This is a genomic window from Streptomyces sp. NPDC001401, from assembly GCF_042895385.1.
GTDB lineage: Bacteria > Actinomycetota > Actinomycetes > Streptomycetales > Streptomycetaceae > Streptomyces.
This window is the reverse complement of record NZ_JBIAWI010000001.1, coordinates 222,112-240,799: the sequence shown is the minus strand read 5'-3', so window position 1 is coordinate 240,799 and position 18,688 is coordinate 222,112. Positions and strand designations below refer to the sequence as shown.

Genomic DNA, 18,688 nt, shown 5'->3' with positions numbered 1-18,688 from the left:
AACAGCCACACATTGAATGGAGTCGCCCAAGTCCGCTCACTGGTGCCGCACAACTGAGGCAACGACGTGTTTCTTTGCCGGAAAATCGTTCGACCATTCTGGTGGGAGTCATACTCTCTGCCTCAACCCTGACCGCTCGGGCGGTCCTGGGAGGGGGCGCATTTCAGGGAATTCCGGGACGTAAGAGGGCGGGAAGGGCAGCCGCGCATGCAAGGCACGGTCGACGGATTCAGCTACGGACTCGTCACACCGCTGGTGGCCTACCTCATGGCCTCCCTCGGCGGCGCCCTGGGGCTGCGCTGCACGACCAGATCCATGCTCGTCGCCCACTCGTGGCGGCCCGGCTGGCTGGCCCTCGGGTCGGCGGCCATCGGCTCCGGCATATGGACCATGCACTTCGTCGCGATGATGGGGTTCACGGTCAGACAGGCGCCGATCCACTACGACCAGCCGACCACGTTCGCCAGCCTCGGGGTCGCCATAGTCATGGTGGGCATGGGGATCTTCATCGTCGGCTACAAGGGCGCGAAGGGAACGGCCCTGTTCACCGGGGGCACGATCACCGGCCTGGGAATCGCCTCGATGCACTATCTGGGCATGGCCGGAATGCGCCTGAACGGAAAGCTGGAGTACAACACGCTGACCGTCGCCGCCTCCGTCGTCATCGCGATGGGCGCCGCGACCGCAGCCCTGTGGGCGGCCGGACAGGTCAGAGGGTTCCTGTGGAGCGTCGGCGCGAGCCTCGTCATGGGACTCGCCGTCAGCGGCATGCACTACACGGGCATGGCGGCCCTCAGCGTCCACCTCCACGGCACGACCGCCCCGGCCTCCGGAGACTCGCCCGCCGCGCTGCTGTGGCCCATGCTGATCGGCCCGCTAGCCTTCCTCCTGCTCGCCGCTGTGGTCGTGATGTTCGACCCGCTGATGGTCATGGGCAAGCCGGTCCTGACCCCCGTCGAGAACAAGCCGGGCGTCCCGGCCCACCCGGCCCTCCACCACCCGGCCCGCCGCCCCCCGCTCCGCCCCGCCCGGCAGCCGGGCCGACGCAGCTCCCGCACCCCGCAGAACCGCTGATCGGCCCGCGTTGTCAGTGCCGGGTCGTACGGTGGAACCCATGCGGCCCGTTTCCAACATCGAACGCACGGTGGCGCCCTTCGAGGTCGTCAGCCCCTACCAGCCCAGCGGCGACCAGCCGCAGGCCATCGCCGAGCTCGCCCGGCGCATCGAGGCAGGCGAGAAGGACGTCGTCCTGCTCGGCGCGACCGGCACCGGCAAGTCCGCCACCACCGCGTGGATGATCGAGAAGCTTCAGCGCCCCACCCTCGTGATGGCGCCGAACAAGACCCTGGCCGCCCAGCTGGCGAACGAGTTCCGCGAGCTGCTGCCGAACAACGCCGTCGAGTACTTCGTCTCGTACTACGACTACTATCAGCCCGAGGCCTACGTCCCCCAGTCGGACACCTACATCGAGAAGGACTCCTCGATCAACGAGGAGGTCGAGCGCCTGCGCCACTCCGCGACGAACTCGCTGCTCACCCGCCGTGATGTCATCGTGGTCGCCTCGGTCTCCTGCATCTACGGCCTCGGCACACCGCAGGAGTACGTGGACCGCATGGTCCCCCTCAGGGTCGGCGACGAGATCGACCGCGACCAGCTGCTGCGCCGTTTCGTCGACATCCAGTACACGCGCAACGACATGGCCTTCACCCGGGGCACCTTCCGCGTCCGCGGCGACACCATCGAGATCTTCCCGGTCTACGAAGAACTCGCCGTCCGCATCGAGATGTTCGGCGACGAGATCGAGGCCCTCTCCACGCTCCACCCGCTCACCGGCGAGATCATCAGCGACGACGAGCATCTGTATGTCTTCCCGGCCTCGCACTATGTCGCCGGTCCCGAGCGCATGGAGCGGGCGGTCAACGACATCGAGAAGGAGCTCGGCGAGCGCCTGGCCGAGCTGGAGAAGCAGGGCAAGCTCCTGGAGGCCCAGCGCCTGCGGATGCGTACCACGTACGACCTCGAGATGCTCCGCCAGATCGGCTCCTGCTCCGGCGTGGAGAACTACTCGATGCACTTCGACGGCCGACAGCCCGGCTCCCCGCCGAACACCCTGATCGACTACTTCCCGGACGACTTCCTGCTCGTCATCGACGAGTCCCACAACACAGTCCCGCAGATCGGCGCCATGTACGAGGGCGACGCCTCCCGCAAGCGCACCCTCGTCGACCACGGCTTCCGCCTGCCCTCCGCCCTCGACAACCGGCCCCTGAAGTGGGAGGAGTTCCAGGAGCGCATCGGGCAGACGGTCTATCTGTCGGCGACCCCGGGCAAGTACGAGCTCTCGCGCGCGGACGGCGCCGTGGAGCAGATCATCCGCCCCACCGGACTGATCGACCCCGAGGTCGTGGTCAAGCCCACCGAGGGCCAGATCGACGACCTGGTGCACGAGATCCGCACGCGCACCGAGAAGGACGAGCGTGTCCTGGTCACCACCCTCACCAAGAAGATGGCCGAGGACCTCACGGACTACTTCCTGGAGCTCGGCATCCAGGTCCGCTATCTGCACAGCGACGTCGACACCCTGCGCCGCGTCGAGCTGCTGCGCGAACTGCGCTCCGGCGAGTTCGACGTCCTGGTCGGCATCAACCTCCTCCGCGAGGGCCTCGACCTGCCCGAGGTGTCCCTGGTGGCCATCCTCGACGCCGACAAGGAGGGCTTCCTGCGCTCCGGTACGTCGCTGATCCAGACGATTGGCCGCGCCGCACGCAACGTCTCCGGCCAGGTCCACATGTACGCCGACAAGATCACCCCGGCGATGGAGAAGGCCATCGAGGAGACCAACCGCCGCCGGGAGAAGCAGGTCGCGTACAACACGGCGAACGGCATCGACCCCCAGCCGCTCCGAAAGAAGATCAACGACATCGTCGCGCAGATCGCCCGCGAGGACGTCGACACGGAGCAGCTGCTCGGCTCGGGCTACCGCAAGCTGAAGGACGGCAAGGGCGCCAAGGCACCCGTGCCCGCCCTCGGCTCCAAGGCGGCCGGCGGTGCCAAGGCCGCCAGGGGCAAGGCCAAGGAGACCGTCCCGACCGACCGTCCCGCGGCCGAACTCGCCGACCAGATCGAGGAGATGACGGCGCGCATGCGGGCCGCCGCCGCCGACCTCCAGTTCGAGATCGCGGCCCGGCTGCGCGACGAGGTCTCCGAGATGAAGAAGGAGCTGCGCCAGATGCGGGAGGCGGGCCTGGCCTGACCATCCGCAGCCGCTGCCGGACCTCACCGGACCTCGGTATATGTGCTCTGTGTTGCAAGACCGACACAAAGTACGAGTCGGGGTGCGGCCCGGTCGGCGGCCCTGCGTAGGGTTTTGTCAACCGCGGACTCTGCGGCAACAGGGGACAGTTCGAGAGGGGAATCAGTCGTGACCGTCAACATGACCAAGGGTCAGGCCATCAGTCTGCAGAAGAACGACGGAGGCAGCCTGACCGCGGTCCGTATGGGTCTCGGCTGGCAGGCGGCTCCCAGGCGCGGCCTGTTCGGCACGCGCACCCGGGAGATCGACCTGGACGCCTCCGCCGTCCTGTTCGCCGACAAGCAGCCGGTCGACGTCGTCTTCTTCCGCCACCTGGTGAGCGACGACGGCTCCGTGCGCCACACCGGTGACAATCTCGTCGGCGGTGTCGGCCAGGGTGGCGACGACGAGGCGATCCTCGTGGACCTGGCGCGCATCCCGGTCCACATCGACCAGATCGTCTTCACCGTGAACTCCTTCACCGGCCAGACGTTCCAGGAAGTGCAGAACGCGTTCTGCCGTCTGGTCGACGAGACCAACGGCCAGGAGCTCGCCCGCTACACGCTGGCGGGCGGCGGCGCCTACACGGCCCAGATCATGGCGAAGGTGCACCGTTCGGGCCCGGGCTGGACGATGACGGCGCTCGGCACCCCGGCCAACGGCCGCACCTTCCAGGACCTGATGCCGGCGATCCTGCCGCACCTGTAGGCGACCCGGCCAGGGCCGGTCCCGAAGACAGGCCCTGGCGGCAGACGACACGACACACCAGCGACACAGGGGGACGAGGGCGATGACGGCCGAGCTGGTGCGGGGGCAGAACCACCCGCTCTCCCAGTCCCGTCTCGAGATCCGGGTCTCGGCCGGCACGCCGATCGTGGCCTCGGCCACACTCAGCGACGAGAACGGCAAGGCCCGCGGCGTCGAGTGGGTGGCCCACCCGGGCGCGTCCACCCTGCCCGGGCTCGAGGTCTCCAAGCAGGCGGCCGCCGACCACCGGCTCGCGGTGGACCTGGACGCCATGCCGGAGGCCGTGCACCGGGTCAATGTGCTGCTCGCCCTGCCCACGGAAGGCGGCGGAGGCCCGGTCCGCTTCGGCACGGTCGCGGCCCCCTTCGTCGCGGTCACCGCCCTCGACGGCACCGAGGTCGCCAGCTACACGATCACCGGTCTGGACGCCGAGTCCGCCGTCGTCGCCCTGGAGCTCTATCGCCGGCAGGGCGCCTGGAAGGTGCGTGCCGTCGGCCAGGGGTACGCGGGCGGCCTCGCCGAGCTCTTCGCCGACCAGGGCCTGCCCGAGGCCCACCGCCTCGCGGGCACCATCAACGAGGCGGTGGCCCAGGGCCTGGCCCGCTCGGTCCCCGCACCTCCGCAGCGCACGGCTGACGGGGACCGCACACGCCAGGCCGCCGCACCGGCGCTCGGCCCCGACCAGGGCGGCCCCGCGGCACCCCAGGGCGCCCCCGGCCCCGTACCCCCGCAGCCCACGTCTCCGTACGGACCACAGGGCACACAGCCCGGATACCCAGCGGATCCTTCCGCGGTCACGCAGCCCACCTCGCCCACCGCCGGCGGCCCGGTCGACTACAGCCATCCGGGCCGGCAGACCGGCGCTCCGCCACCGCCCCCGCCGACCGCGCCCCCGGCCCCGCCCGGACAGCCCGCGCAGCCGGTCGCGGGCGACGCGACCGGCTGGTCCATGGACGAGCGGTTGTACAACCAGGTCTGGGGCATGTTCGAGGACCTGGCCCGCACCGCGGCCGCATACCGCAGCGCCGTCGACTTCGCCGACTCGCGCATGGAGAAGGAGCTCGACCAGGCCCTGTCCGACCCGCGCAGCAGAATCGGCGGACAGGGCGACGCCGCGCGCGAGGCGGCCCGCGCCAAGCACGTGCAGCTCGTCGACCAGGCCAGGGCGGCGCTCGACCGGGACCTCGCCCAGCTCACCGCCGAGGCCGAGGTCGTCGAGCCCGCGCTGCCGCCCGCGTACGCGCGCTGGGACAACCCCGTCTGGCACGGCTACCGGGTGCCGATGGAGATCCCCATGGCCCTGCGCCTGGGCGACCTCTCGCTGCCCGAGAGCGAGCTGCTGCGTATCCCGATGCTGGTCCGCCTGCCGCTCGAACGCGGCCTGTGGATCGACAGCGGACGTTCCGGATCACTCGACGACGCGTTCGCGGACGCCCATGAGCTGGGAAGCCTCGCGATGGACACCGCGGTGGCGCTGGCGGCCCGGCTGCTCGCGGTCTATCCGGCGGGCGAGTTCACCGTGCACGTCATCGACCCGGCCGGCTCCGGGGCGCAGGCGCTCGCACCGCTGGTACAGAGCGGCGTGCTCGCGACCCCGCCCGCCCTGGGCGCGGCGGGAGTGGCAGACGTCCTGACCCGGCTCACCCAGCGCGTCGACCTGGTGCAGATGGCGGTGCGCGGCGGTGCGGCCGACTCGCTCCCGCCCGGCCTGGACACCGCCGAGCAGCTCCTGATCGTCAACGACTTCCCGCACGGCTTCGACGACCGGGCCGTGACCCAGCTGCGCTACCTCGCGGACGAGGGCCCGGCCGTGGGCGTCCACCTGATGATGGTCGCGGACCGCGAGGAGGCCGCCGGATACGGGCCTTTGCTCGACCCCCTGTGGCGTTCGCTGCTGCGACTCACTCCGCTGCCCGACGACCACCTCGCCGACCCGTGGGTCGGCCATGCCTGGACGTACGAGCCGGCCCTCGTGCCGCCCGGCAGCCAGGTGCTCCAGCAGGTGCTCAGGCAGGTGGCAGCGGCTCGCGCCAAGTACAGGTAAAGCATCATTGACCAGGCACTTTGACCTTTCTTTTGCCAATCACTTTACCTTTCCTTGGTGATTGGGTACTGTTGTCCTCACGGAGGGGAGTACTCCCTGTCGACTGCGGCGTACCCGTCAATACGGATCAGGACTGATCCCGGGGCGTCGGCCCACCCTGGGTGGAAGAGACCTCCGGCAGCGCGACGACGCTGTTATCTGCCGTTACGTATTGCCGGAGGCGCAGTGGATGTTTCCCCGACCCTGTGGGTCCTGACCATCTTGGGCCTTGCCGCCCTGATCGCGGTCGACTTCTTCATCGGCCGCAAGCCGCACGACGTCTCGATCAAGGAAGCCGGGATCTGGACGGTCGTCTGGATCGCCCTCGCTGGGCTCTTCGGGCTCGGTCTGCTCCTCTTCGGTGGCGGCCAGGCCGGCGGCGAGTTCTTCGCGGGCTTCATCACCGAGAAGTCCCTGAGCGTCGACAATCTCTTCGTCTTCGTCCTGATCATGGCGAAGTTCGCGGTGCCCTCCCAGTACCAGCAGCGGGTGCTGCTCGTCGGCGTCCTCATAGCCCTGGTCCTGAGGGCGATCTTCATCGCCGCCGGCGCGGCGATCCTCGCCAGCTTCGCCTGGGTCTTCTACATCTTCGGTGCCTTCCTCATCTGGACCGCCTGGAAGCTCATCCAGGAGGCTCGCGCCGATGAGGAGGACGAGGAGTTCGAGGAGAACAAGCTGCTCAGGGCCGCCGAGCGCCGCTTCGGCGTCGCCGACCGCTACCACGGCACCAAGCTGTGGATCCAGCAGAACGGCAAGCGGGTCATGACGCCGATGCTGGTCGTGATGCTCGCGATCGGCACCACCGACGTCCTGTTCGCGCTCGACTCGATCCCCGCGATCTTCGGTCTGACCCAGGACCCGTACATCGTCTTCACCGCCAACGCCTTTGCGCTGATGGGCCTCAGGCAGCTGTACTTCCTGATCGGCGGACTGCTGAAGAAGCTGGTCCACCTCAGCTACGGCCTGTCGATCATCCTCGGCTTCATCGGCGTCAAGCTGGTGCTGCACGCGCTGCACGAGTCCGGGGTCCACGTCCCGGAGATCTCCATCCCGGTCTCCCTCGGCGTGATCTGCTCGGTCCTGGTCGTCACCACCATCACCAGTCTCAGGGCGTCGAGGAAGCAGGCGGCGGCGCAGCGTGAGAGCGAAGGCGCTCCGAAGGACAGCATCCAGGCCTGACTGCGACGGACGTAGAAACAACCACCACCGGGAGCGGTGCGCGGCGAATTGCCGACCACCGCTGCCGGTGCTTCGTTGAGTGCTGAGCGCTTCCGCCCGGGAGCGCCACTGCCGGGTGGAGGCACCGTGGACGCACCGATGAAGTTCGTGCAGATCATCGACTTCGAAACCGAGCGCATCGAGGAGATGCGTGCGCTGGTCCAGGAGGCGGACAAGCGTGCGTCGAGCCGCAGCGGCGGCCCGACGCACCGCCTGGTCCTCCAGGACAGGAATCAGCCGGGCCGCTACCTCGTCGTGATCGAGTTCGACTCGTACGACGAGGCCATGCGCAACAGCAGCGATCCCGAGACGGGCAAGATGGCCGAGCAGCTGGCCGCGCTGTGCAGCCGGCCACCGTCCTTCACCGACTGCGACGTACGGGAGATGACCGAGCTGAAGTGATCGACCCGGGCCCCGCACCGCCCGAGTGCGGGGCCCGTGGGCCTCTGCAACGATCGCTGCATGATCGCTCGGCTGAGGTCGCTCACGACACAGTGGACGTCCGTCGTGCCGGTGCTCGCGATCGTCCTGCTGGCCTTCACCTGGGGGCGCGATCTGCCTGCCGCGGTCGTCGCGGTGGTGACCCTCGTCCTCGCGGGCGCCGTCCTGGCCGCGGTGCACCATGCCGAGGTGGTCGCCCACCGGGTCGGCGAGCCCTTCGGCTCGCTCGTGCTCGCCGTCGCCGTCACGGTCATCGAGGTCGCACTGATCGTCACCCTGATGGCAGACGGCGGCGACAAGAGCTCGACCCTGGCCAGGGACACGGTCTTCGCGGCGGTAATGATCACCTGCAACGGCATCGTCGGCCTCTGTCTACTCGTCGCCTCCTTGCGCCATGGCACCGCGGTCTTCAACCCCGAAGGCACCGGCGCCGCGCTCGCAACCGTCGCCACCCTGGCCACGCTCAGCCTGGTGCTGCCGACGTTCACCACGAGCAAGCCGGGCCCGGAGTTCTCGGGCGTACAGCTGACCTTCGCCGCGATCTCCTCGCTGATCCTCTACGGCCTGTTCGTCGCGACCCAGACCGTGCGGCACCGCGACTACTTCCTCCCCATCACCCGCCATGGCGAGGTGATCACCGCGGACGACCACGCGGACGCACCGACCGCCGGCACCGCGTGGATCAGCCTGAGCCTGCTCGCTCTCGCGCTGATCGGCGTGGTCGGGCTGGCCAAGGGCGTGTCGCCCACGATCGAGTCCGGCGTGGAGGCCGCCGGACTGCACCAGGCGGTCGTCGGCGTGATCATCGCTCTGCTGGTGCTGCTCCCGGAGACCATCGCGGCCCTGCGCTCCGCCCGCCGCGACCGGGTGCAGACCAGCCTGAACCTCGCCCTCGGCTCCGCCATGGCCAGCATCGGCCTGACCATCCCCGCGGTCGCCCTGGCATCCATCTGGCTCTCCGGGCCGCTCGTCCTCGGTCTCGGCTCCACGCACATGGTGCTGCTCGCCCTGACCGTGGTGGTGAGCTCGCTGACAGTGGTGCCGGGCCGGGCCACGCCACTGCAGGGCGGGGTCCATCTGGTGCTGTTCGCTGCGTACTTGGAGCTCGCGGTCAATCCATGACCGGCTCCGCAACGACCAGCGGCACCGGCCGCGTCTCCGGCAGCAGCGCGAAGCACCCCAGGCTCAGCAGCGCGATCCCCGTCAGATAGGCGCCCACACCCCACGGCACCCGGCCCCCGTGCTCGGCCAGCGCCGTCGCTGCGATCGGCGTGAGCGCGCCCCCGAGCACCCCGCCGAGGTTGTAGCCGACCGCCGCTCCCGTGCACCGCACCCGCGGCTCGTAGAGCTCAGGCAGATACGCGGCGATCACTCCGAACATCGTGACGAACGCGATCAGCGCCCCCAGGAAGCCGGCGAACATCAGCAGTGGCTCCCCGGTCGCGAGGAGGTAGACGGTCGGGAACATCCACAGAACAGCGGCAGTGCAGCCGGTCAGACACATCGGCCGCCGCCCGTAGCGGTCCCCGAGCAGCGCGGCCAGCGGCGTGAGCGCGCCCTTCACCACCACCGCGGCCATGATGCAGGTCAACATGACGGTGCGGCTCACTCCGAGCCGCTCCGTCGCGTACGCGAGGGACCAGGTCGTCACGGCGTAGAAGATCGCGTATCCGACCGAGAGCGCTCCGGCCGTCAGCAGCACGAGTCGCCAGTGGTCGCGCACGACCTCCGCAAGCGGCACGCGCGCGTGGTCGTCGATTTCGAGGAAGCTGGGGCTCTCGGCGAGGGACGACCGCAGCCACAGCCCCACCGTGGCCAGCACCCCCGCCACCCAGAACGGCACCCGCCACCCCCACTGCGCGAACTGCGCGTCGGACAGCGTCACCGACAGCGCCAGCATCACACCGTTGGCGAGCAGGAACCCCAGGGCGGGCCCCACCTGCGGGAAGCTCGACCACAGTGCACGCCGTTCGGCGGGCGCGTGCTCGGCGGTGAGCAGCACGGCTCCGCCCCACTCCCCGCCGAGCCCCAGCCCCTGCAGAAAACGCAGCACCAGGAGCAGCGCCGGGGCGGCCACACCGATCGACTCGTACGTCGGCACACAGCCGACCGCGACCGTGGAGGCGCCGGTCAGCAGCAGCGAGCCGACCAGGACCGGCCGGCGTCCGCGCCGGTCCCCGATGTGCCCGAACAGCACCGAGCCCAGCGGCCGCGCCACGAATCCCACGCCGAACGTGACGAAGGCGGCGAGTGTCCCCGCCACCGGTGAGAACGCCGGGAAGAACAGAGGCCCCAGGACCAGCGCCGCGGCGGTCCCGTAGACGAAGAAGTCGTAGAACTCGATGGCCGTCCCGGCGAGCGAGGCGGCCGCGAGCCGCAGCATGGAGGGTTTCGTTACGGTGCGTACGTCGTGCATGCCGCGTCAACTACCCATGGTGACCGCGGGTTACGGGGGCGCACGGGCGCGAGTGCGGGCCGTCCCGCCGCGAAGGCACCGTGATAAACCGGGTTCGAACAGCGGTCCCCGACGGATCGCCGCAACCCACCGGACCGGAGGAACCGTGCCCCGCACCCTGGCCAACGCCCCGATCATGATCCTCAACGGGCCCAATCTGAACCTGCTCGGACAGCGCCAGCCGGAGATCTACGGCAAGGACACCCTCGCCGACGTCGAGGCCCTGTGCGCCAAGGCGGCCGCCGCGCACGGCGGCACGGTGGACTTCCGGCAGTCCAACCACGAGGGCGAGTTGGTCGACTGGATCCACGAGGCGCGGCTGAACCACTGCGGGATCGTCATCAACCCCGGGGCCTACTCCCACACCTCGGTTGCGATTCTGGACGCGCTCAACACCTGCGACGGACTGCCGGTGTTGGAGGTGCACATCTCCAACATCCATCAGCGCGAGTCGTTCCGGCACCACTCGTACGTCTCCCTCCGCGCCGACGGCGTCATCGCCGGGTGCGGAGTGCAGGGGTACGTGTTCGGCGTGGAGCGCGTCGCGGCGCTGGTGGGGGCCGCTCAGGCCGACGCGTAAGCCCCGATCACCAGGCGCGCGAGTCTTACAGCCGCCCCGCCTCCACGATCCGCCGCAGGAACCGCTGCGTGCGTTCCTGCTGCGGATCGCCGAAGACCTGCTCGGCGGTCCCGTGCTCCAGAACCACCCCTGCGTCCAGAAAACAAACCTGGTCGGCGACATCGCGGGCGAAGCCCATCTCGTGCGTGGCCAGCACCATGGTCATGCCGTCGTCCTTGAGGTCGCGCACGACGGTGAGGACCTCGCCGACGAGCTCGGGGTCCAGGGCGGCGGTGATCTCGTCGAGCAGCAGCAGCCGGGGGCGTACGGCGAGAGCGCGCACGATCGCCACCCGCTGCTGCTGACCGCCGCTCAGCCGGTCCGGGTACTCGCCCGCCTTGCCGGCAAGCCCGAGCCGCTCCAGCAGCTCCCGGGCACGCTCCTCGGCCTCCGCGCGCGAGGCGCCGTGCACCCGCCGCGGGGCGAGGGTGATGTTGTCCAGGACGGTCATGTGCGGAAACAGGTTGTACGCCTGGAAGACCACGCCGATACGGCGGCGTACCGCGTCCTGGTCCGCACGCGGATCGGTGATCTCCTCGCCGTCCAGCCAGATCGCCCCGTCGTCGATCTCCTCCAGAAGGTTCGCGCACCGCAGCAGCGTCGACTTGCCGGAACCGGAGGCACCGATCAGTGCGGTCACCGTGTGCGGAGCGACCTCCAGGTCGACGCCCCGCAGGACGACCGAGTCGCCGAAGGTCTTGCGGACGGACTCCATGCGCAGCACGGGCGCGTCACTCATATCGATCCTCCCTGGGCCCGCCGACGGTCCATCCGGGCCGTCACCCAGTCCGTGAAGCGGGTCATCGGGATGGTCAGCGCCACGAAGACCAGGCCGGCGACGATGTACGGCGTGTAGTTGAGGCTGCGCCCCACGATGATGTCCGCGGCCCGTACGGCGTCGATCGCGCCGCCGATCGAGACGAGCCCGGTGTCCTTCTGCAGCGACACCAGGTCGTTCAGCAGGGGCGGCACCTGCCGGCGTACGGCCTGCGGCAGGACGACGTGGCGCAGGGCCTGCCGGTTGGTGAGGCCGAGCGAGCGGGCCGCGGCGCGCTGCGAGGGGTGCACGGACTCGATGCCGGCACGGAACACCTCGGCCACGTACGCCGAATACGTCAGTGTGAGCGCCGTGCCGCCGAGGAGCACCGGGTCGACGGTCACGCCCTGCAGCCGCAGCGCGGGAACACCCAGGACCACGATCATCAGGTTGATGATCAGCGGCAGGCCGCGGAAGAAGTCCGTGTACGCGGCCGCCAGCACCCTCAGCGGGAAGAACACCGGACCGCGCAGGGTGCGCGCGATGGCGATCAGCATGCCGAGGACCAGCACCGCCACGCCGCAGATCAGCAGCAGCCGGACATTGAGCCAGAGCCCTTCGAGGACCTTGGGCAACGCCTCGCGCGCGTACTGCCCGTTGAAGAACGTCTCCTTCGTGCGCGGCCAGCCGGGCGCGTTGACGACGACCAGGTACAGCACCACGCCCGTGACGAGGGTCGACAGTGCGGCGATCGCCGTCGCGCGGCGGGCACGCGCGCGCTTGAAGGCCTCACGCTCGATCCGCCGCTGCGAGGGGACGTAGCCGTCGCCCCCGCCGGACATGTCACCCTCGTCGTCCGCGCCCTCCCGGCCGGACTCCTCCTTGGCGACCGTCACTTGAGCACCGGGGCGTCGACGGCGTCCGAAAGCCACTGCTTCTCGATCTTCGCCAGCGTGCCGTCCTTGCGCAGGGCGTCCACCGCGCCGGTCACGCAGGAGGTGAGTGCGCTGCCCTTGTCGAGCACGAGCCCGAACTGCTCCGGCGTACCGCCCTGGTTCTCGAACTGCCCGACGATCTTGGCGTTCGTCACCTCGGCCGCGGTGATGTAGAAGGCGGTCGGCAGGTCGACGACGATGGCGTCCACCTGGCCGTTCTTCAGCGCGGACTTGGCCTGGTCGTTCTTGGCGTAGACCGCGGCCTCCTGCTTCGGCTTCACCACGTCGTCGATGTAGTCGAGGCTGGTGGTGCCGACCTGGGCGCCCAGCTTGAGGCCCTTCAGATCCGCGATGCTCGTCGCCTTCGCGGCCTTCGAGCCCTTCAGCGCGATGACGGCCTGGCGCACGTCGTAGTAGCCGGAGGAGAAGTCCACGGCCTTCTTGCGCTCGTTGCTGATCGACACCTGGTTGATGTCGAAGTCGAAGGTCTTCACGCCGGGCGCGAAGGCCTTGTTGAAGGGCACGCTCTGCCAGACGACGGCGCTCTTGTCGTAACCGAGCTGCTTCGCCACCGCATAGGCGACGGCCGACTCGAAGCCCTTGCCGTTGGCGGGCTTGTCGTCCTTGAACCACGGCTCGTACGCGGGCTCGTCCGTGGCGATCGTCAGCTTCCCGGACGTCTTGGTGGCCAACTTGCCCTTGGCGCAGGTCTTCGAGGCCGACCCGGACGGTGTGGCCGCCGCCTTGTCCTCCGGCTGCGGAGCGCATCCGACAGCGGTGGCGAGCAGGCCTATGGTTGCCGCGGCGACGGCGCGGCGCAGTGCGCGAGGGGCAAGGTGCATGGCGGGAGATTGGCAGCCCGACGTCCAGTTTGTCGAGGTCACGACGGCAATTGTCCGCATAGTGGGAACGCGTGTTGCATTCCTGTGAACACTTCCTGAGGGAACGCCGGGGCCGCCGGTCGAGGGCGGGGATCGAAAGACCGGCGGCCCATACCGCGCAGGAGCCGTCATCCTGTGCGGGGCTGCTTCCAGTTGACTGCGCAACAAGGTGCGCGGGGAGCGCGCGCATGGCTCCGGCTCGTGTGAATGCTTCACACGGGGCGCGTACGTGCAAGTCGGCGCGGGCGTACGGGGAGTTCACGCCGGAGCGTCGAGGGCCCGGGGGTGCGGCCCCTCGCGCCATGACGTGCGCGCCGTCGGGATGTGACGCATCCGCCGCCCTGTGCGCTGTAGGGCATGACTCCCATGGGTCACGGGCCCGCCCTCTCGAGGCGGCAAGCGGGCCGAGGCGTACAGGGGCGGTCAGGTCGTGGAACCTGACCGCCCCTGTGTGCCGTTCGGTGTTCTCACCACCCGCGCGCGTGCCACTCCGGCAGATGCGGCCGCTCCGCGCCCAGGGTCGTGTCGTTGCCGTGTCCCGGGTAGACCCAGGTCTCGTCCGGCAGCACGTCGAAGATCTTCGTCTCGACGTCGTGGATCAGACTGGCGAACGCCTTCGGATCCTTACGGGTGTTGCCGACGCCCCCGGGGAAGAGGCAGTCCCCCGTGAAGACATGAGGATGCCCGTGCGGGTCGTCGTAGACGAGGGCGATCGAGCCCGGCGTGTGCCCGACCAGATGGCGCGCGGTGAGCTCCACGCGCCCCACCCGGACGGTGTCGCCGTCGTCGACGAGGACGTCGGTCGGCACCGGGATGCCGACCGCGTCCTCCCGGCCCGCATACGTGCGGGCGCCGGTGGCCGTGACGACCTGGGCGAGCGCCTGCCAGTGGTCGCCGTGCTGATGCGTGGTGACGACGGAGGCGATGCCGTCGTCACCGATCATGCCGAGCAGCGTGTCCGCGTCGTTGGCCGCGTCGATCAGCAACTGCTCATCGGTGGCCCGGCAGCGCAGCAGATAGGCGTTGTTGTCCATCGGGCCGACCGCGATCTTGGTGATCATCAGGTCCTTCAGCTCGTGCACATCCGCCGGGCCGCCGACCGTCACCTGTCCGCTGTACGTCATGGCCGTCAGCCTATAGCGGGGGAGCGCGCCCGGGTCCCCCGCCATGGGCCGCGCGGTCACAACGGGGGAAGCGCCGGCAGCGAGCCGCCCTCCACGGCCAGCCCGGAGCCGTCGCGGCGCCCGGCCAGCCAGCCGAGCAGCTCGGGTGCCGGGCCCGAGACGGTGACCTCCGGCTCCGTCGTCTCCCGGCCCGTCCGCCACGCGCGCGTACCGTTCGTCAGCCGCGTGGGAGGCACATCGGGGTGCCCGGAGAAGCGCTCGGCGAGGAAGTCGATCTCCCGCTCCGAGAACTCCGCCGGCAGATCCTCCAGCTCGTAGCCGATGCCGAGGTCCACGTGGTGCAGCTCCACCTCGGCCCATCGACGGAACGGCACCCTGGACGCCGAGTCGGTGACCCCGTTGCGCAGCTCCACCGTGCGCGACCAGTCCGCCGGCACTGCTCCCGTCCGCTGGAAGCGGGCCGCGGTGTCGCGCACGTCGGCGAGCTGCACGTCGAGGGGGCGCGGGGCGTCCCGTTCGATGTCGACGTCGCGGGCCTGTGCGGACGGATACATGGGACGGCCCTCGAGGACGTTCACGAGAGCATCCGCGTTGCGAGCAAGGTGGGCGAGGACGTGGCCGCGGGTCCAGCCGGGGAGCCGTGACGGCTCGGCCACCGATGCGTTGTCCAGTTTGGCGGCTGCGGTGAGCAGCCGGTCCGTTGCGTCACGTACAGACGCCAGGTCATGACCGTGATCAATCATGGTGCTGACCCTAGCTCCGCCACACCTTTGGGTGAAGGTGGTGAAGCCGTGCCGTAAATCGAATGCGCGTGCTATATGGTCGGGTGCGGCGTCGGGCATGCTGGATGGCCGGGGATTGTTATGCAACCCGGGAATCCGACCGGCGTTGTCAGTGGCTCCCCCTAGTCTGAGAAAGCACGGGGGCCCCGCCCCTGTCACTCCTCTCAAGCCAAGAAAGGTGCGGACCGGCGTGGCCGACCGTCTCATCGTCCGTGGCGCGCGCGAGCACAACCTCAAGAATGTCTCGCTCGACCTGCCGCGCGACTCGCTCATCGTCTTCACGGGCCTGTCGGGGTCGGGCAAGTCCTCGCTGGCCTTCGACACCATCTTCGCCGAGGGGCAGCGGCGCTATGTGGAGTCGCTCTCCTCGTACGCCCGCCAGTTCCTCGGCCAGATGGACAAGCCGGACGTCGACTTCATCGAGGGTCTCTCCCCGGCCGTCTCCATCGACCAGAAGTCGACCTCGCGCAACCCGCGCTCGACGGTCGGCACCATCACCGAGGTCTACGACTACCTGCGTCTGCTCTTCGCGCGCATCGGCAAGCCGCACTGTCCCGAGTGCGGCCGCCCGATCTCGCGCCAGTCGCCGCAGGCCATCGTCGACAAGGTCCTGGAGCTGCCGGAGGGGAGCCGCTTCCAGGTGCTGTCGCCGCTGGTGCGCGAGCGCAAGGGAGAGTTCGTCGATCTCTTCGCCGACCTCCAGACCAAGGGCTACTCCCGCGCGCGCGTGGACGGCGAGACCGTCCAGCTCTCCAACCCGCCCACGCTGAAGAAGCAGGAGAAGCACACCATCGAGGTGGTCGTCGACCGCCTCACGGTGAAGGACTCCGCCAAGCGCCGCCTCACCGACTCCGTGGAGACCGCCCTCGGGCTCTCCGGCGGCATGGTGGTACTCGACTTCGTCGACCTCCCCGAGGACGACCCCGAGCGCGAGCGCATGTACTCGGAGCACCTGTACTGCGCGTACGACGACCTGTCCTTCGAGGAGCTGGAGCCGCGTTCCTTCTCCTTCAACTCGCCCTTCGGCGCCTGCCCCGACTGCACCGGCATCGGTACGCGCATGGAGGTCGACGCCGAGCTCATCGTCCCGGACGAGGACAAGTCCCTCGACGAGGGCGCCATCCACCCCTGGTCGCACGGCCACACCAAGGATTACTTCGGCCGCCTGATCGGCGCCCTCGCGGACGCGCTGGGATTCCGGACGGACATCCCCTTCGCGGGCCTGCCGCAGCGAGCCAAGAAGGCCCTGCTGTACGGCCACAAGACACAGATCGAGGTCCGCTACCGCAACAGGTACGGGCGCGAGCGCGTCTACACCACGCCCTTCGAGGGCGCCGTCCCCTTCGTCAAGCGCCGGCACGGCGAGGCCGAGAGCGACGCCAGCCGCGAGCGCTTCGAGGGCTATATGCGCGAGGTGCCCTGCCCCACCTGTGAGGGCACCCGCCTGAAGCCGATCGTCCTCGCGGTCACGATCATGGGGAAGTCGATCGCCGAGGTCTCCGGCATGTCCATCAGCGACTGCGCGGACTTCCTGGGCGAGCTGAAGCTCAACGCCCGCGACAAGAAGATCGCCGAGCGCGTGCTGAAGGAGGTCAACGAGCGGCTGCGATTCCTGGTCGACGTCGGCCTGGACTACCTCTCGCTGAACCGCGCGGCCGGTACCTTGTCCGGCGGCGAGGCCCAGCGCATCCGACTGGCCACCCAGATCGGCTCCGGCCTCGTCGGCGTCCTGTACGTCCTCGACGAGCCGTCCATCGGCCTCCACCAGCGCGACAACCACCGGCTGATCGAGACCCTGGTCAGACTGCGCGACATGGGCAACACGCTCATCGTCGTCGAGCACGACGAGGACACCATCAAGGTCGCCGACTGGGTCGTCGACATCGGCCCCGGCGCGGGCGAGCACGGCGGCAAGGTCGTGCACAGCGGCTCCCTGAAGGAGCTGCTCACCAACGCCGAGTCCATGACCGGCCAGTACCTGGCCGGCAAGAAGTCGATCCCGCTGCCCGACATCCGGCGCCCGCAGGACCCGTCCCGCAGGCTCACGGTGCACGGCGCGCGCGAGAACAACCTCCAGGACATCGACGTCTCCTTCCCGCTGGGTGTGTTCACGGCCGTTACGGGCGTGTCCGGATCCGGCAAGTCGACGCTGGTCAACGACATCCTGTACACGCACCTGGCCCGCGAACTGAACGGCGCGAGGAGCGTTCCGGGACGGCACACGCGCGTGGACGGCGACGACCTCGTCGACAAGGTCGTGCACGTCGACCAGTCGCCCATCGGCCGCACCCCGCGCTCCAACCCGGCCACGTACACCGGCGTCTTCGACCACGTCCGCAAGCTGTTCGCCGAGACCACCGAGGCGAAGGTCCGCGGCTACATGCCGGGCCGCTTCTCCTTCAACGTCAAGGGCGGCCGCTGCGAGAACTGCGCGGGCGACGGCACGATCAAGATCGAGATGAACTTCCTCCCGGACGTGTACGTCCCGTGCGAGGTCTGCCACGGCGCCCGCTACAACCGGGAGACCCTGGAGGTCCACTACAAGGGCAAGTCCATCGCCGAGGTCCTGAACATGCCGATCGAGGAGGCCACGGAGTTCTTCGAGGCCGTTCCGTCGATCGCCCGACACCTCAACACTCTGAAGGACGTCGGCCTCGGCTACGTCCGCCTCGGCCAGTCCGCGACCACCCTGTCCGGCGGCGAGGCGCAGCGTGTGAAGCTCGCCAGTGAACTGCAGAAGCGCTCCACCGGGCGCACGGTCTACGTCCTGGACGAGCCGACCACCGGTCTGCACTTCGAGGACATCAGCAAGCTGCTGAGGGTGCTGTCCGGCCTGGTCGACAAGGGCAACACGGTCATCGTCATCGAGCACAACCTCGATGTGATCAAGACCGCCGACTGGGTCGTCGACATGGGCCCCGAGGGCGGCGCCGGCGGCGGACTCGTCGTCGCCGAGGGCACACCCGAGGAGGTCGCCGGGATCCCGGCCAGCCACACCGGCAAGTTCCTGCGGGAGATCCTCGGCGCCGACCGGATCAGCGACGCGGCCCCGGTGAAGGCCCCGCGCAAGACGACGGCCAGGAAGACGGTCGCCGCCAAGTCGACGGCGAAGAAGACGGCCACGGCCAGGACCGCCAACAGCACGGCCACGAAGAAGGCGGCCGGCGCCACGAAGAAGGCCGTACCCGCGAAGAAGACGACGCGGGCGCGGAAGGCCTGAGGCCCACGAGCAACAAGCCTCGACAAATCCGGAAAAGTTCGGCGCCCCACGGGAACTCCCCGTGGGGCGCCGCTCGTTGCAAGAACAGCCGCCTGATCCCTGCGGCCACGACGGTCCTTGACTCCTGAACAGTG

15 protein-coding genes are annotated in these 18,688 nt (G+C 69.3%); 9 read left to right on the top strand and 6 right to left on the bottom strand.

Annotation, left to right across the window (positions count from 1 at the left end; genetic code table 11):
• Positions 1 to 207: 207 nt before the first annotated feature.
• From ACFY10_RS01125 to ACFY10_RS01095, 7 genes are all read left to right on the top strand, one after another.
• Complete coding sequence (locus tag ACFY10_RS01125; protein WP_390662900.1) at positions 208 to 1,074, top strand: MHYT domain-containing protein; 867 nt, start codon at positions 208 to 210, stop codon at positions 1,072 to 1,074.
• 40 nt (positions 1,075 to 1,114) lie between these two features.
• The gene (uvrB, locus tag ACFY10_RS01120) at positions 1,115 to 3,253 is read left to right on the top strand and encodes an excinuclease ABC subunit UvrB (RefSeq protein WP_390662899.1); all 2,139 of its coding nucleotides are present in this window, start codon (positions 1,115 to 1,117) and stop codon (positions 3,251 to 3,253) included.
• A gap of 168 nt (positions 3,254 to 3,421) precedes the next feature.
• Complete coding sequence (locus tag ACFY10_RS01115; protein ID WP_390662898.1) at positions 3,422 to 4,000, top strand: TerD family protein; 579 nt, start codon at positions 3,422 to 3,424, stop codon at positions 3,998 to 4,000.
• 82 nt (positions 4,001 to 4,082) lie between these two features.
• On the top strand, positions 4,083 to 6,083 hold the full coding sequence (locus tag ACFY10_RS01110; RefSeq protein ID WP_390662897.1) for a TerD family protein: 2,001 nt from the start codon (positions 4,083 to 4,085) through the stop codon (positions 6,081 to 6,083).
• 225 nt (positions 6,084 to 6,308) lie between these two features.
• Positions 6,309 to 7,301 (top strand): TerC/Alx family metal homeostasis membrane protein, encoded by a 993-nt coding sequence (locus ACFY10_RS01105; protein ID WP_390662896.1) that lies wholly within the window; start codon positions 6,309 to 6,311, stop codon positions 7,299 to 7,301.
• Positions 7,302 to 7,427: 126 nt separating this feature from the next.
• A complete protein-coding gene (locus ACFY10_RS01100; protein WP_390662895.1) occupies positions 7,428 to 7,742 on the top strand; it encodes a hypothetical protein in 315 nt (104 codons plus the stop codon).
• Between the two features lie 60 nt (positions 7,743 to 7,802).
• Positions 7,803 to 8,903 carry a calcium:proton antiporter gene (locus tag ACFY10_RS01095; RefSeq protein WP_390662894.1) on the top strand — a complete coding sequence of 367 codons (1,101 nt, stop codon included), beginning with the start codon at positions 7,803 to 7,805 and terminating at the stop codon, positions 8,901 to 8,903.
• Here ACFY10_RS01095 and ACFY10_RS01090 read toward each other — a convergent pair.
• Positions 8,893 to 10,197, bottom strand: coding sequence for an MFS transporter (locus tag ACFY10_RS01090; protein WP_390662893.1), 1,305 nt, complete (start codon positions 10,195 to 10,197; stop codon positions 8,893 to 8,895). The genes ACFY10_RS01095 and ACFY10_RS01090 overlap by 11 nt on opposite strands.
• Before the next feature lie 145 nt (positions 10,198 to 10,342).
• On the opposite strand from ACFY10_RS01090, the gene aroQ reads away from it, so the two are divergent.
• A complete protein-coding gene (aroQ, locus tag ACFY10_RS01085; RefSeq protein WP_365832585.1) occupies positions 10,343 to 10,816 on the top strand; it encodes a type II 3-dehydroquinate dehydratase in 474 nt (157 codons plus the stop codon).
• Between the two features lie 25 nt (positions 10,817 to 10,841).
• Here aroQ and ACFY10_RS01080 read toward each other — a convergent pair whose 3' ends face one another.
• The 5 genes from ACFY10_RS01080 to ACFY10_RS01060 form a co-directional block, all read right to left on the bottom strand.
• Complete coding sequence (locus ACFY10_RS01080) at positions 10,842 to 11,594, bottom strand: amino acid ABC transporter ATP-binding protein (RefSeq protein ID WP_390662892.1); 753 nt, start codon at positions 11,592 to 11,594, stop codon at positions 10,842 to 10,844.
• The gene (locus tag ACFY10_RS01075) at positions 11,591 to 12,508 is read right to left on the bottom strand and encodes an amino acid ABC transporter permease (RefSeq protein WP_390662891.1); all 918 of its coding nucleotides are present in this window, start codon (positions 12,506 to 12,508) and stop codon (positions 11,591 to 11,593) included. The genes ACFY10_RS01080 and ACFY10_RS01075 overlap by 4 nt, the downstream gene beginning before the upstream one ends.
• Positions 12,505 to 13,389 carry an ABC transporter substrate-binding protein gene (locus ACFY10_RS01070; protein WP_390662890.1) on the bottom strand — a complete coding sequence of 295 codons (885 nt, stop codon included), beginning with the start codon at positions 13,387 to 13,389 and terminating at the stop codon, positions 12,505 to 12,507. Before ACFY10_RS01070 ends, ACFY10_RS01075 begins: the two co-directional genes overlap by 4 nt.
• A 506-nt stretch (positions 13,390 to 13,895) precedes the next feature.
• Entirely contained in the window at positions 13,896 to 14,552 is a 657-nt protein-coding gene (locus tag ACFY10_RS01065) for an MBL fold metallo-hydrolase (protein ID WP_390662889.1), read from the bottom strand.
• Between the two features lie 56 nt (positions 14,553 to 14,608).
• Positions 14,609 to 15,295, bottom strand: a complete 687-nt coding sequence (locus tag ACFY10_RS01060) for a maleylpyruvate isomerase family mycothiol-dependent enzyme (RefSeq protein WP_390662888.1) — start codon at positions 15,293 to 15,295, stop codon at positions 14,609 to 14,611.
• Positions 15,296 to 15,524: 229 nt separating this feature from the next.
• Here ACFY10_RS01060 and uvrA point away from each other — a divergent pair, with 229 nt between their 5' ends.
• Positions 15,525 to 18,554: an excinuclease ABC subunit UvrA gene (uvrA, locus tag ACFY10_RS01055; RefSeq protein ID WP_390662887.1), complete on the top strand. Its 3,030-nt coding sequence runs from the start codon at positions 15,525 to 15,527 to the stop codon at positions 18,552 to 18,554.
• Positions 18,555 to 18,688: the final 134 nt, after the last annotated feature.